This window comes from Alteromonas sp. (assembly GCF_984505615.1).
The window spans coordinates 202,488-215,760 of record NZ_CFHOXV010000003.1 but is presented as its reverse complement, the minus strand read 5'-3'; the positions used below and the strand labels follow the sequence as shown (position 1 = coordinate 215,760).

11 protein-coding genes are annotated in these 13,273 nt (G+C 49.2%); 8 read left to right on the top strand and 3 right to left on the bottom strand.

Annotated elements, in window-relative coordinates; translation table 11 throughout:
* The first annotated feature begins 45 nt into the window (after window positions 1-45).
* A complete protein-coding gene (lpdA, locus tag AC4PME_RS04065) occupies window positions 46-1,464 on the top strand; it encodes a dihydrolipoyl dehydrogenase (protein WP_119502153.1) in 1,419 nt (472 codons plus the stop codon).
* Between the two features lie 76 nt (window positions 1,465-1,540).
* Here lpdA and AC4PME_RS04060 read toward each other — a convergent pair whose 3' ends face one another.
* The gene (locus tag AC4PME_RS04060) at window positions 1,541-2,608 is read right to left on the bottom strand and encodes a LysR family transcriptional regulator (RefSeq protein WP_119502152.1); all 1,068 of its coding nucleotides are present in this window, start codon (window positions 2,606-2,608) and stop codon (window positions 1,541-1,543) included.
* 130 nt (window positions 2,609-2,738) lie between these two features.
* Here AC4PME_RS04060 and AC4PME_RS04055 point away from each other — a divergent pair, with 130 nt between their 5' ends.
* The 7 genes from AC4PME_RS04055 (at window position 2,739) to AC4PME_RS04025 (ending at window position 11,134) form a co-directional block, all read left to right on the top strand.
* Window positions 2,739-3,983: an efflux RND transporter periplasmic adaptor subunit gene (locus AC4PME_RS04055; RefSeq protein WP_119502151.1), complete on the top strand. Its 1,245-nt coding sequence runs from the start codon at window positions 2,739-2,741 to the stop codon at window positions 3,981-3,983.
* Window positions 3,983-7,150: an efflux RND transporter permease subunit gene (locus AC4PME_RS04050; protein WP_490708612.1), complete on the top strand. Its 3,168-nt coding sequence runs from the start codon at window positions 3,983-3,985 to the stop codon at window positions 7,148-7,150. Before AC4PME_RS04055 ends, AC4PME_RS04050 begins: the two co-directional genes overlap by 1 nt.
* Before the next feature lie 150 nt (window positions 7,151-7,300).
* Entirely contained in the window at window positions 7,301-8,011 is a 711-nt protein-coding gene (locus AC4PME_RS04045; protein WP_119502149.1) for an SIMPL domain-containing protein, read from the top strand.
* A gap of 106 nt (window positions 8,012-8,117) precedes the next feature.
* Complete coding sequence (locus AC4PME_RS04040) at window positions 8,118-8,408, top strand: DUF1289 domain-containing protein (RefSeq protein ID WP_119503447.1); 291 nt, start codon at window positions 8,118-8,120, stop codon at window positions 8,406-8,408.
* A 98-nt stretch (window positions 8,409-8,506) separates the two neighbouring features.
* Entirely contained in the window at window positions 8,507-9,331 is an 825-nt protein-coding gene (locus AC4PME_RS04035; protein WP_119502148.1) for an HDOD domain-containing protein, read from the top strand.
* Window positions 9,332-9,390: 59 nt separating this feature from the next.
* Complete coding sequence (locus AC4PME_RS04030; protein ID WP_490708614.1) at window positions 9,391-10,212, top strand: DUF481 domain-containing protein; 822 nt, start codon at window positions 9,391-9,393, stop codon at window positions 10,210-10,212.
* A 172-nt stretch (window positions 10,213-10,384) separates the two neighbouring features.
* Window positions 10,385-11,134 carry a DUF481 domain-containing protein gene (locus AC4PME_RS04025; protein ID WP_119503446.1) on the top strand — a complete coding sequence of 250 codons (750 nt, stop codon included), beginning with the start codon at window positions 10,385-10,387 and terminating at the stop codon, window positions 11,132-11,134.
* 77 nt (window positions 11,135-11,211) lie between these two features.
* Here AC4PME_RS04025 and AC4PME_RS04020 read toward each other — a convergent pair whose 3' ends face one another.
* Window positions 11,212-12,015, bottom strand: a complete 804-nt coding sequence (locus tag AC4PME_RS04020) for a substrate-binding periplasmic protein (RefSeq protein WP_491044998.1) — start codon at window positions 12,013-12,015, stop codon at window positions 11,212-11,214.
* A 1-nt stretch (window position 12,016) separates the two neighbouring features.
* Window positions 12,017-13,132 (bottom strand): hypothetical protein, encoded by a 1,116-nt coding sequence (locus tag AC4PME_RS04015; protein WP_491044997.1) that lies wholly within the window; start codon window positions 13,130-13,132, stop codon window positions 12,017-12,019.
* Window positions 13,133-13,273 lie beyond the last annotated feature (141 nt).

Below are 13,273 nucleotides of genomic sequence, written 5' to 3'. Positions count from 1 at the left end.
CCGTAACGCATATTTATCAAATATTTGGACAGATTTGAGGTCACAATGAGCGAAATTAAAACGCAATTAGTCGTATTGGGTGCAGGCCCCGGCGGTTACTCAGCCGCTTTCCGCGCAGCCGATTTAGGTATCGAAACCGTCATCGTAGACGCCCGTGAAACACTGGGTGGGGTATGTTTGAACGTAGGCTGTATCCCTTCAAAAGCCCTGCTGCACGTCGCTAAAGTGATCAAAGAAGCCAAGCATTTGTCTGCGCACGGCGTAACCTTTGGTGAGCCAAAAATCGATTTAGACAAAATCCGTGAGTACAAAGACGGTGTTGTTGGCCAGCTGACAAAAGGTCTGGCTGGTATGTCTAAAATGCGTAAAGTTAAACACGTTCAGGGTTACGGTAAATTTACCGGTGCAAATACCCTGGAAGTAGAAGGTAAAGATGGCAAAACAACCATCTCTTTTGAGAAAGCGATTATCGCTGCCGGTTCAGAGCCGGTATCTCTGCCTTTCATCCCTGAAGACGATCGCGTAATCGACTCAACCGGCGCACTGGAAATGAAAGATGTTCCGGAAAAAATGCTGGTACTGGGCGGTGGTATCATCGGTCTGGAAATGGGTACTGTTTATGAAGCACTGGGTGCGAAAATTGACGTGGTTGAATTCCTTGACCAGTTAATCCCTGCTGCTGACAAAGACATCATGAAAGTCTTCATGAAAGACTATAAAGACAAGTTCAACATCATGCTGGAAACCAAAGTGACCGCGGTTGAAGCAAAAGATGACGGCTTGTATGTAACGTTTGAAGGTAAGAATGCACCTTCAGAAGCAGTTCGCTACGACAAAGTACTGGTAGCGGTTGGCCGTCGTCCTAACGGTAAACTGATCGGTGCTGATGCGGCTGGCGTTACTGTTGATGAGCGTGGTTTCATCAACGTAGACAAGCAAATGAAAACTAACGTTGACCATATCTACGCAATCGGTGACCTGGTTGGTCAGCCTATGCTGGCGCACAAAGCGGTTCATGAAGGTCACGTTGCTGCTGAAGTTATTGCCGGTAAGAAGCATTACTTCGACCCACGCTGCATTCCTTCAGTTGCTTACACTGAGCCAGAAGTTGCCTGGGTTGGTCTGACTGAGAAAGAAGCGAAAGAGCAGGGCATCAACTACGAAACTGCAACTTTCCCGTGGGCAGCTTCTGGTCGTGCAATCGCGTCTGACGCAACTAACGGTATGACCAAGATGATCTTCGATAAAGACACTGCACGTGTTATCGGTGGTGCAATGGTTGGTACCAACGCCGGTGAAATGCTGGGCGAAATCGGTCTGGCTATCGAAATGGGTGCTGATGCAGAAGACGTAGGTCTGACTATCCACGCTCACCCGACGCTGAACGAGTCAATCGGTCTGGCGTGTGAAATCTTCGAAGGTAGCATCACTGACCTGCCTAACCCTAAGGCGAAGAAAAAGTAAGTTGTTTAACAGCTGAATAAAAAACGAGGCAACTGCCTCGTTTTTTGTTTTTACGACTGACGTTTTAAGTCCCGAACTATTTGCTCATGGTGGCTTTGGAAGGTGAGCCCACGGATTTTACCGGTTTAGGTGTCACTGTTAATCCGCCTTCACACTGCTTGTCTGACTGACGGGCTTTCATCGATTTTACTGTCTCCGGACAATAACCTTTCCGGCAACACTGGGACAATCTGGCTTCATGTTGTGCACAGCGTTCGTGGATAATACGGACAACATGACGACGCAACCATTGCAGACCCTGGTCCACGTCCTGACGTTTATGCCATAACAAGGACACAGGCGTTGGCATAATCTCCACCGGTGTTTCAAATACGGCCAGGCGGCCGGCAAAAATATCGTGCTCTACCACTAACGACGGCGCCACACAGATAAGATCGGACTGCTCCAGTAACGGCGGCACATTGTGAAAATCGTTCACCGTCATGGCGATCCTGCGGCTCAACCCTAAATTATTCAGTACCTGGTCTGTGGGACCGGTGGTATCGCCGGTAATAGACACTAACAAGTGTTGTGCATTCACAAATTCTTCCAGCGTTAACCGTTCTTTTGCCAGCGGGTGACCGGGGCGCATAACAACCACATACTTAGGCTCAAACAGAAACTCTGAACGGATAACTGAATTCGGCGCTGTGTACTTACACACGGAGAGCTCAGCTTCTGCGTCAGTTAATATTTTCTCACTGTCACTGTTCGGGTTCGGAATCGCGAAGATATTAATACCCGGCGCTTCCCGCTCGATGATTTGGCGAAGCGGGCCCCATATCATTTTTACCAATGTATCAGTGGCAGCAATACGAAACGTCCGTTGCGATGTGGCCGGATCAAACACGGTAGGGTTCACGGCGGTTTCAAGCTGGCTCAGCGGCCCCTGTATCTGTGTCCATAAGTTGCGGGCAAAAGAAGTCGGTTGTATACCTCTGCCGTCTTTAACAAATAACTCATCACCCCAGGCAGAACGCATACGGGACAGGGCATTGGAGACAGCGGGCTGTGTCATTGCCAGTCTGTCAGCGGCGCGGGTGATAGCACCTTCAGTCATGATGGCATCGAAAATCATCAGTAAATTTAAGTCTTGTGTTCGCATAGCAGCACTCCGGTGAACCTGCGATAAATATATTACATGGAATGATGTGTTGTATATAAAAAGATAATTATTTTTATTGATTGGCGGTGTGCATAATGCGCAGCATCCACACTCAACGAGATCGCCAACCATGTCTGCATTAATAAAATTCTCTTTAGCATTATGGGTCACCATTCTGTTAACCGCCTGCGGCGGAGAAGATACCAACCCGGCTAATCAGGCTGCTGCCAGCACAGCAGCGCCTGCCATTCCTGTTGATATTGCGCCTGTTATTCATCAGGAAATCGCTCAATGGGATACTTTTACCGGTCGCCTTGAATCGCCGCAAACAGTTTCTCTGCGCCCGCGGGTGTCAGGCTACATTGACTTTGTTGCCTTTGAAGAAGGTGAATGGGTTGAGCAGGGTCAAACCCTGTTTCTTATTGATAACCGCGCGTTCAAAGCTGAAGTCGACCGCTTATCTGCCCAGCTTGAAGATGCGCAAAGCCGCTTACGTTTAGCTAAGCAGGATTCAGAGCGGGCTGCGTCATTGCGCCGCACCAATGCAATTTCGAAAGAAATTGCTGATGCCCGTCAGGCGGCAGTTGAACAAGCTGAAGCCAGCGTGTCTTCAACCCGTGCTGCGTTAGATTTAGCGCAGTTAAACCGGGGCTTTGCCCGTGTTGAAGCGCCTATTTCAGGTCGTGTTTCCCGCGCAAATATTACTGCCGGTAACTATGTCACCGCCGGTCAAAGCGTACTGACCAGCATTGTTTCAGTCGACCGCCTTTACGCCTACTTTGATGTTGATGAAAGTACTTACCTTGCATATACCTCTGCGCCTTCTGAAGTGTCTCAGCCACTTGATCAACTGACTGTGGCTATGCAACTGAGTAACTCTGAGAAATTTGAGCACTGGGGTCAACTGGACTTTGTTGATAACCAGGTCAACCCGAATACCGGCACAATCAAAGTGCGGGCGGTGTTTGATAATACTGACGGCCGTCTGGTGCCGGGATTATTTGCTCACCTGCGTCTTGCCAGCGGTGAATCCCGCGATCGTATTTTAATTGATGAAACGGCTATCGGTACTGATCTCAACAACAAGTTTGTTCTGGTTGTCGATGAAAACAATGTTCTGGCTTACCGCGCTGTGAAGCTTGGCGACAAAGTGGGTGCGCTTCGTTTTATCGATGACGGGTTATTCCCTTCAGACAAAATTGTAGTGAATGGTCTGCAGCGCGTCCGCCCGGGTGCCACTATTGCTCCTACGGAAGTATCTATGCACAGCAGCGAAGCCTTCGAGCAGTTGCAGGTATGGCAGCAAAATATAAATCAGAACAGTGACCTGGCCGCAAATGCATCACCTGCGAATGCGCCTGAAGGAAGTCGTTAATGAATCTGTCTACGTTTTTTATACACAGGCCTATATTTGCCGGGGTGTTGTCACTGCTGATCTTTATCGGCGGTGCCATTGCCGTGTGGCAATTGCCCATAACGGAATATCCCGAAGTGGTGCCGCCTACCGTGGTGGTCACTGCTAATTATCCGGGTGCCAACCCTAAAATCATTGCCGAAACCGTAGCCAGTCCGTTAGAACAGGAAATCAACGGGGTAGAGGATATGTTGTATATGTCTTCTCAGGCTAACTCTGATGGCAGAATGACACTGACCATTACTTTTGCAATCGGTACCGATCCCGACGCTGCAACAACGCTGGTGCAGAACCGGGTTAACCGTGCCTTGCCACGTCTGCCGCAGGAAGTGCAGAGACTGGGTGTGGTGACTGAGAAGTCTTCGCCGAACCTGACCATGGTTGTGCATTTAACATCGCCGGACAGCCGTTATGACATGCTGTATCTGTCGAACTATGCCGAGCAAAATGTCAGAGATGAACTGAACCGTATTAATGGTGTGGGCGAGGTGCGCTTATTCGGTGCCGGCGAATACTCCATGAGAGTCTGGCTGGATCCGAATAGAGTGGCCGCCCTTGGCATGAATGCCGGTGATGTGATTTCCGCTATTCAGGCACAAAATCAGCAGGCAGCAGCAGGTAGTCTTGGTGCCCAGCCTGCCGGTGGCAGCGAGTTTCAGTTACTTATCAACGTTCGCGGTCGTTTACTGGATGAACGTGAATTTGGTGACATCATCATTAAAACCGGCGACGCCGGTGAGATTTCACGGTTAAAAGATGTCGCCCGTATTGAACTGGGGGCGGATTACTATACCTTACGTTCGTTACTGAACAATCGTCCGGCCGCGGCATTGCCAATTTTCCAGGCGCCCGGTTCCAATGCGATTCAAATCAGTGATGATGTGCGCGCTACCATGGCTGAATTGTCGAAAGCCTTTCCGGAAGGACTGGACTACGACATTGTGTACGACCCCACAGTCTTTGTGCGCGGTTCCATTAAAGCCGTAGTGAATACCCTGTTCGAAGCGGTATTACTGGTTGTATTAGTTGTTGTGCTGTTCCTGCAAACCTGGCGCGCATCCATTATCCCGCTGGTTGCTGTGCCTGTGTCTCTGGTCGGCACGTTCGCATTCATGCAGCTCATGGGCTTTTCATTAAATGCGTTGTCCCTGTTCGGACTGGTATTAGCTATCGGTATCGTGGTGGATGATGCCATCGTTGTGGTTGAAAACGTGGAGCGTAATATCGCTGCCGGGCATTCGCCGGTTGAAGCCACAACCATCGCCATGAAAGAAGTGACAGGGCCTATTATTGCCACCACCATGGTACTGGCGGCGGTGTTCATTCCTACGGCATTTATGTCCGGACTCACCGGCCAGTTTTACCGTCAGTTCGCCCTGACAATTACCATTTCAACGGTGATTTCAGCCATCAACTCGCTGACGCTGAGTCCGGCATTATCAGCCTTGTTGTTAAAGTCTCATGATGCACCCAAAGACTGGCTGACCAGAGGCATGGATAAGGCGCTGGGCGGGTGGTTGTTTAATCCGTTTAACCGGTTCTTTGATCGTGGCGCGAAAGCGTACACCGCCGGTGTGGGTTCCCTCATTCGTAAATCCGGCATCATCATGTTGCTGTATGCAGGATTACTGGCACTCACATGGCAGCAGTTCAGCAGTACGCCTACCGGTTATGTGCCGGCGCAGGACAAAATGTATCTGGTTGCGTTTGCCCAGTTGCCTGATGCCTCTTCACTGGACAGAACGGAAGACGTAGTTCGTCAGATGTCCGCGATTGCGTTGCAGCAGGATGGCGTGTCTGATGTCGTGGCATTCCCGGGGTTGAATATTAACGGGTTTACCAACAGCCCCAGTTCCGGTGTAGTGTTCTTCCCGTTAAAGCCTTTCGCTGACCGGGAAGGGAAGGGGCTCACTGCCGGTGCAATTGCCGGGCAGTTAAACCAGAAGTTTGCAGCAATTAAAGAAGCGTATGTCGCCGTGTTTCCGCCTCCGCCTGTGCTGGGATTAGGCACAATCGGCGGTTTCCGTCTGCAATTGCAGGATCGCGGGAATCTGGGTTTTGAAACCTTAAATGAAGTCACGCAGCAGGTGGTGCAGAAAGCCTGGGCAAACCCGGTACTCACCGACACATTCAGCAGTTACCGCGTGAGCGTGCCGCAACTGGATGTGGACGTGGACCGCACCAAAGCCATAGGTATGGGCGTGAACATTGATACGTTGTTTGACACCTTACAAGCCTATTTAGGATCGGTGTATGTGAATGATTTCAACCTGTTCGGACGCACATATCAGGTAAATGTGCAGGCTGACTCTCAGTTCCGTCAGGATGCAGAACAGATCCGTCAGTTCAAAGTGCGCAATGCGCAGGGCGAAATGATTCCGTTGGGCGCGTTTTTAGACATCAATCATACCGCGGGACCGGACCGGGTCATGCACTACAACGGCTACGTTACCGCTGAAATCAACGGTGCTCCTATGCCCGGTTTCAGCAGTGATGAGGCGAAGGTTGCTATCGAGAAAATACTCGATGAAACCCTGCCAATTGGCATGACCTACGAGTGGACAGAATTAACCTATCAGCAAATTCTGGCCGGTGATGCATCTATGTATGTGTTCCCGCTGGTGGTGTTGCTGGTGTTTCTGGTACTGGCTGCACAATATGAAAGTTTGTCATTACCACTGGCCATAATCCTTATCGTGCCTATGACTTTGCTCAGCGCGTTAATCGGTGTGGGCATTTACGGCGGAGACAATAACATCTTCACCCAAATCGGGCTCATTGTGTTGTTTGGTCTGGCCACGAAGAATGCCATTCTGATTGTTGAATTTGCTAAAGAACTGGAAGAGGAAGGGCGCACTGCGCTGGAGGCGGTGAAAGAGGCATGTCGTCTGCGTTTGCGTCCCATTCTGATGACATCCATTGCCTTTATTATGGGTGTGCTGCCAATGGTAATTTCAACCGGAGCCGGTGCAGAAATGCGTCAGGCTATGGGCGTCGCGGTATTCTCAGGCATGATTGGTGTTACCTTCTTCGGATTGGTGCTGACCCCCGTGTTTTATTACCTGCTACGCCGGAACCGCAAACCGGCATCCGCCTTAACGTCTCAGGCGCAGTCCCACACAGCTTAGACCCGACGTGGGACTCCTTTTGCCGCCCTCCCCGGGCGGCTTTTTTATGTCAAAGACACAATTCATCACAATTTGATCGTAGTAATGCCTTTTTCATTACGTATCCTCAGCGTATTGATATTTCAACGCCAGACAAGAAAAAGGAAAACTATGAGTAAAGCAGCCGCCGCTATTATTGGTACAGGACTGGTTATCGCGTTTGCCGTGCTGGGAGGCCAGCTGGCATCGGCGCTGGTGGATTTTAAAACCTGGGACAGAGTGGTTACCGTGAAGGGGCTGTCAGAACGGGAATATCCGGCAGACCAGGTGATCTGGCCGATACAGTTTACTGAAGCCGGCAATGATCTCTCAGCACTCTATGACACACTGGAAAGTCATTCAGAAAAAATTACCGCTTTCCTTACAGCCAGCGGCATTAGCGCTGACGATATCAGCTTTAATCAGCCGGTGATCACCGATAAGCTTGCGCAACAGTACGGCGGCGATAACAGGGTGGAATTCAGGTACAGTGCCAGCCAGACCGTAACCGTGTACTCAACCGATGTAGAAGTGGTAAGAAAAGCCATGCCCGATATTTCTGATCTCGTTAAACAAGGTATCGTGTTTTCTAATCAGCAGTGGGATGCTCAGCCTCAATTTGTATTCAGCCGGTTGAATGAGGTGAAGCCTGACATGATTGAAGAGGCAACAGTGAATGCCAGGGAAGTGGCTGAGAAGTTCGCCCGGGACTCTCAAAGCCGGATAGGTAAAATTAAGCGGGCTAATCAGGGGCAGTTCACCATAACGCCACGGGACGCGCATCAACCGCACATCAAAAAAGTCAGGGTTGTTTCAACCATAGAATATACCTTAACCGACTAACTGATACGATGTTCAGATTGCGGTGCACACGGCATAGCGTCTACACTAACTGCCTGGAATAATGGTGCGGCCGTATGGGGTTGCACAGCTGGCAAACGGGGGCTTCATGGCAGTAAAAGTAAACCATCCTGATCAGATGGAAATTTTTGCTGTACCCAGTCCCTGTATTGGTGTTTGTCAGGCCGGCCCGAAAGGCTACTGTCTGGGGTGTTACCGTACCCGTGACGAGCGTTTTCACTGGCTGCAGATAAACGATGCCGCCAGACGTACCGTGATTAAAGCCTGCCAGAAACGTAAAGCCATGGCATTGCGGCAACAACAGCCCGACGATGGCGGGCAGGCAACGGTTGAAGAACCTCAGCAACAATCTTTATTTTCCGACAACGGGAAGCAGTAACATGGCCACAGCAATCAGGCTGTTGTCAGTATCGCGTTTTCTCCCGTATTTACAATAAGTTGCTATACTCAAAATCAAGAAATAAACAAGGTTTACTCATGTCGATGGAAAAGTACGTCAGTTACGCCACACAGTCTTTTACGTTCCCGAATATTTGTCTGAAAATCCGGGATGTACTGGATGATCACCGCAGCGACATGGATGATGTGGCGAAGCTCATTGCCGTTGATCCGTCGCTGACGGTAAAAATTCTCCGTCTGGCTAACAGCGCTTTATTCCGCTTTCCTTCCCAGATTGATTCCATCGCCAAAGCGGTCAGTGTTATCGGAGGCGAGGCGCTGTACAACCTTGTGGTAGCAGAAACAGCGAATACAGCGTTCAAGCACTTCAACAGTGCTCATATCCGGCTGGACAAGCACTGGTATAAGTCAGTCTACAACGGGCTACTGGCCAAGACGCTGGCCAAACAGTCAAATATCCGCGGCAGTGAACGGTTCTTCGTGATGGGCATTCTTTGCCATTTCAGTGAACTGGTGGTGGCCAAAGAAGACCCTGAACTTTATCTGGCATATCTTGAAGATAAGTCCGGTGACTTACCATGGGAAAAGCAGGAGAAGCACTTCGGGTTTACCTTTGCAGCCTGTTCCGGGGAAATTATGGAGCAATGGCGCTTGCCCCTTCCTCTGTTTTTCCCGGTAAAATATGTTCACAATACCAGGAAACACGCTGAAGAGGCGGATATAGGTTTGTTGGCGTGTTCAATGCGGGTTACAATTCGGGAAATCATGAAACCGGAGTACGGCGATATTGAACTTTTCACGCCGGAAATGGCCAATACGTTGTTGGTTGAAGGAGAAACGATGGATAACGCGATAGCCTGGACAAATGCTGAGGCTGAAAAGGTATCTGCGCTAATCCTGTAGAAAAACAAGGTCGCCACGGACGGTTCATAACAGTGCGCTAAATAAAAATATTAAAACCCATGTTAAATCCGTTTACTGCGAGATTACTGGTCGTTGTTGCCTTATTTTCCGGCAGCATCACCGGCGCCATGGCCGCCGACCGGAATCTTATACAAACTTTATATCATTCCGACTTCGACGAAGTGGGTGATGGCGGGCAGCCCCGCTTTACCCTGGACGGAGAAGTTGGTCTGTTGTCTGCGTCAGGGAATACCAACGCTAATTCCCTGAAAGCGGCCTTACATTCTGAACATGAAACTGCGAAATGGAATAATAACTACTTCGCAGAAATGCTGTACAAGCAAAGCAAAACAGAAAACGATGACGGTGAAACGACCAGTGAAGTTACCGCTCAGCGTTTTTTTGGTTATGCGCAATTTGATTATAAACTTATGACGCCCGGGCAACGTACTTTCATGTACGCTGATTACGAGAACGACCGGTTTAACGGTTATGAATACCGTGCTTCGCTGGCTGCAGGTTGGTCTCAACGGTTATGGAATGAAGATGAAAGTTCATTTCGTTACAGCGTCGGCCCCGGTTATGCCTTCGTGGCTGTGGAAGAGGGTACTGAATCTAACGTGAATAATGGCCTGATTGCCAGAGCATCAGGTGAATATCAGTATCAGTGGAATACCGGCGCGCAACTTCGTCAGTTTATGAGTGCTGAGATCGGGGCTGATAATATCAAAACCCGGTCGGTCACAGCCTTATCAGCAAATCTGTTCGACTCACTGGCCATGAAACTTGCTTTCAATCTGGCTTATGAAACCGAACCTCTTGAAGATGTGAAAAGTGTAAATACGGAAACCACAGTCTCTGTGGTTTACCGTTTTTTCTGAAGAATAATAAAGCGACGACGCTGAAGACAGCGCGCATCTGGCCGGGCCATCAGGATGGCTACCGGGCTTTTGGATGGGGAACAATCACTATCATGGATGATATACGCTTTGCCGGCCTGAACGGAGTCTGTTCAATACCGGTATCATGGAAACACATATTTTAGGAATGCAAATGAAAAAGCAACTTTTAGCTGTCGCTGTGCTCAGCGCAATGGGTACAACTTCTGCACTGGCACAAGATGATGCTAAACCGTTTACTCTGGAAGGTGGATTAGGTTTCATCTTTACCTCCGGTAACACGGAAACCACGTCTATTAACGCGTCTTTAGAAGGCCATCAGGAACTGGAAAAGTGGAGTAACGACTACACAGTTGAAGGTCTGTACAAGAAAGAAACGGTAACTGACGACGACACTGGCGAAGACGTAGAACGTACTTCTGCACAGAAATTCTTTGCTTCAGGTCAGGGTAACTACAAGCTGGAAAATCCTGATTACCGCTTATTCGGCTTCGCCTCGTACGAAGATGACCGTTTCAGCAGCTATAACTACCAGTCTACTGTCGCTGCCGGTTGGAACCAGAAGGTTTGGCAGAACGATACAACGTCTTTAGAGTATTCGATCGGTCCTGGTTATTCCTGGGCAGAAACACAGGAAGATGTTGAGCAAAACAGTTTCATCGTTCGTGCTTCCGGTGCATTCGAATGGCTGATTTCTGATACAGCGAAATTTTCTCAGACAGTGAGTACGGAAGTGGGTGATGAAAACACCAAGTCACGTGCAGAGTCTGCACTGACGGCCACTATCAGCGGTAACCTGTCGATGAAGCTGTCAGTTAAACTGGATCATAACTCCCGCGTTAATGAAGGCGTTGAAAAACTTGATACTGCCACAGCGGTAACACTGGTATACAGCTTCTTCTAAGCCTTATCAGTTGTGAATGAACATAAAAAGCCCTGATTTACAGGGCTTTTTTATGGGAGTCACTTGCTTCCTTCAGGCTATCTTCTGTCAAAGTTCACCGGTTTCTCCGGTGTCTGATAATACCCTTCTCTGAGCAAGCGTTTGAAACGGTCCAGCTCACCTTTTTCTTTCAGGTTATTCAGACCTCTGTTAAACAGCTCCAGCACCAGTCGCTTTTCTTTGTTTTTAGGTACCAGCAGGTGAGTGGTGACAGTAGAAACCAGCGGGCTTATCTGGTGAATTTCATCCCGTTCTGCTTCGCTGAAATCACGTTGCAGAAGATACCAGCCGGTTAATTCATCGATAGGGAAAATATCTGTGTCGCCGTCGATCAACTGGTTGAAGTTTTCATCGTCAGTGTCTGCCGTGCTGATGTTTTTGCCTTCTTTAATGTATCGGGACAGCTCATTGTTATACAGATAGTCTTTCGTAACCCCCATGGTGTAGTCAGTCAAATCATTCAGACCTGACCACATGTCGGGACCGGATTCATTGTTGACGTAGAAAACCAGGTTTTCTGAGGTGACAGGCTCGCTGTGCCAGAAGGTCTTTTCCCGATCCCGAACATAGTTGCCGTAAGAAATGGCGTCATATTCGCCATTCTTTGCCCCTTCCAGTGCGTCTTCCCAGGGAACGTAAATAAACTCAGCCCGTACACCGGTTTCCAGAAACACTTCGCTGATGATGTGATTCATGTAGCCGTTGTGTTCCATCTCTTCAGAGGTATACGGTGCGTATTCTGTGGTGGCAATTTTCACTGTCATCCAGGTGTGAGCCATGGCTGCGGCGGGTAACAACGCGGCGGTCAGCAGCGCTGTTTTAATGAGTCGTAATAATAACATATCAGAAATATACTCCCAGGCTGATGTTCAGGCGGTGTGTGGATTGCGGATCATCGTTGAAGTTTAACCCCATGCCGGACCCGCCGGAAAACCACATGTTTTTGCCCTGAATACTGTCGACATATACGAATAATTTAGACCAGCCGAAGCTGCATCCGTTTACCCACTGGGTACTGTCGCTGCCGGCTTCAGAGCCTCCTTCCACGCGGGAATATTCACTGTAGCAGGTAATATCCTCTAAAGAAGCGACAGTGAAAGGGAAGCTGTAAGCCAGGTTAGCCATATACGACTGACCTTCACTGGCCATCAGGAATGGCGCTTCAAACGAAGACAGGGCCAGCCGGTCCTGAAGTTGTCCTTCCGGGGCAGCCAGATCGTAGCGGTAATCCAGATACTGCAGCTCTACTTTCCAGGGTTTCTGGTTATGGCGCAGGTGTACAGCATAAGCGGTCATGTCTCCGCTATCCTGTGTATCAAAATTAAATATGTCACCCTGCTGAAATGATACGCCGATGTCGGTGGTGGAGCGGGGAAGTAGTCTGGCTTCGTAATTTACCCGCAAGTTGTACTGGCCATCTTCCTGATTACGGTATTCGCCGTCATCAGCGACGTCAAAGGAGTAGCGGCCAAAGCGGGCGGCATTATTGTATTCATCATTCAGAAAATAGCCGGCGTGAACCGTAAACGGACCCCGTTCATAACGGGCAACAACCCCTGCATCATAATCATCTTCAAAACCAATATAGTAATTGGCGGAGAACCAGAAGCTGTTTGAAGCGAAAGGTAACAATCCGAAGGGGACTTTAGTGATACCGCCGGTGACATCCAGGTATTCGTCGTAATGCCAGGTCAGATCTGCATAGCGGACCGTATCGAAATCAGTATTTTCATACCAACGGTAATCAGCTTTGTAGGAAAAGTCATCGAATTTTCCGTCGACGGTGAGTTTGATTGACTCAAATTCCAGTCCGTCCCGTATTGCCGGCGCCTGCCAGTCACGGTGACCGTAATTGACTCTCACATGACCGCCAAGGTTAAAGTTATCTTCTTCTGCAGTGACGGGACCACACAAAGCGGTTATCCCTAACGTCATGCACAGTGCGTTTCTTCTCATCATGCTTAAAAGCCCTGAGGTTAAATACGTGCGCCGTCATGGCCCAACGTAGCAGGTGTTAAATTTATGTGTCACAGAAAAGATACACGGCAGCACAAAGCTGAGATCAAACAGAGCAGGATTTAACTGCGGAAGGCGTGACCA

Excerpts from the sequence above, each read along its gene's own strand:
- AC4PME_RS04055 (WP_119502151.1), top strand. The coding sequence starts at position 2,739 with ATGTCTGCATTAATAAAATTCTCTTTAGCATTATGGGTCACCATTCTG.
- lpdA (WP_119502153.1), top strand. The coding sequence starts at position 46 with ATGAGCGAAATTAAAACGCAATTAGTCGTATTGGGTGCAGGCCCCGGC.
- AC4PME_RS04035 (WP_119502148.1), top strand. The coding sequence starts at position 8,507 with ATGTCGATGGAAAAGTACGTCAGTTACGCCACACAGTCTTTTACGTTC.
- AC4PME_RS04040 (WP_119503447.1), top strand. The coding sequence starts at position 8,118 with ATGGCAGTAAAAGTAAACCATCCTGATCAGATGGAAATTTTTGCTGTA.
- AC4PME_RS04030 (WP_490708614.1), top strand. The coding sequence starts at position 9,391 with ATGTTAAATCCGTTTACTGCGAGATTACTGGTCGTTGTTGCCTTATTT.
- AC4PME_RS04015 (WP_491044997.1), bottom strand. The coding sequence starts at position 13,132 with ATGATGAGAAGAAACGCACTGTGCATGACGTTAGGGATAACCGCTTTG.
- AC4PME_RS04050 (WP_490708612.1), top strand. The coding sequence starts at position 3,983 with ATGAATCTGTCTACGTTTTTTATACACAGGCCTATATTTGCCGGGGTG.
- AC4PME_RS04020 (WP_491044998.1), bottom strand. The coding sequence starts at position 12,015 with ATGTTATTATTACGACTCATTAAAACAGCGCTGCTGACCGCCGCGTTG.
- AC4PME_RS04045 (WP_119502149.1), top strand. The coding sequence starts at position 7,301 with ATGAGTAAAGCAGCCGCCGCTATTATTGGTACAGGACTGGTTATCGCG.
- AC4PME_RS04025 (WP_119503446.1), top strand. The coding sequence starts at position 10,385 with ATGAAAAAGCAACTTTTAGCTGTCGCTGTGCTCAGCGCAATGGGTACA.
- AC4PME_RS04060 (WP_119502152.1), bottom strand. The coding sequence starts at position 2,608 with ATGCGAACACAAGACTTAAATTTACTGATGATTTTCGATGCCATCATG.